General features: G+C 55.7%; 1 protein-coding gene. It reads left to right on the forward strand.

What is annotated here, in order from left to right; translation table 11 throughout:
* Positions 1 to 24: 24 nt before the first annotated feature.
* Positions 25 to 288: a hypothetical protein gene (locus SB719_RS19100; protein WP_412159595.1), complete on the forward strand. Its 264-nt coding sequence runs from the start codon at positions 25 to 27 to the stop codon at positions 286 to 288.
* Positions 289 to 395: the final 107 nt, after the last annotated feature.

The raw sequence follows: 395 nt of genomic DNA on the forward strand, positions 1-395 counted from the left end.
GCTTATCTCGGACGTTAGGCCCCTATGAGCGTTGATTACCAGCTGATCCTTTCGCAAGACGAGGCGCTTGTACTATTCGAGCTGTTCTCGCGCTTTGCGGACACAGGCCAATTGGATCTCCGACACAACGCAGAGTTCGTTGCGTTATCGCGCATCTCTGGTCAACTGGATAAGTCGCTCATGCAGCCGTTCTCTGCGGACTATTCTTTCCTCCTCGCCCAAGCTCAGTCTAGAGTTGCGGCGGGCTATCAAGGCCTTGCTCCCGGTGTCAGCGGTGACGGGGCCTAACAATTCATTCAAGCCGAACCCGCTTCGCGGGTCGGCTTAATTCAGGTGTTAGGCCGCTCACAAGCATCACGGGGAGTCGACGAAAGTCGCACGATGGCTAAGGTAAG

Origin of the sequence: Pantoea sp. SIMBA_079 (assembly GCF_046940275.1) — a bacterium.
In the GTDB taxonomy this organism is placed as follows: Bacteria; Pseudomonadota; Gammaproteobacteria; order Enterobacterales; family Enterobacteriaceae; genus Pantoea; species Pantoea borealis.

What these genes read in the sequence shown, in the direction of transcription:
- SB719_RS19100 (WP_412159595.1), top strand. Translation starts at nt 25, where the DNA reads ATGAGCGTTGATTACCAGCTGATCCTTTCGCAAGACGAGGCGCTTGTA.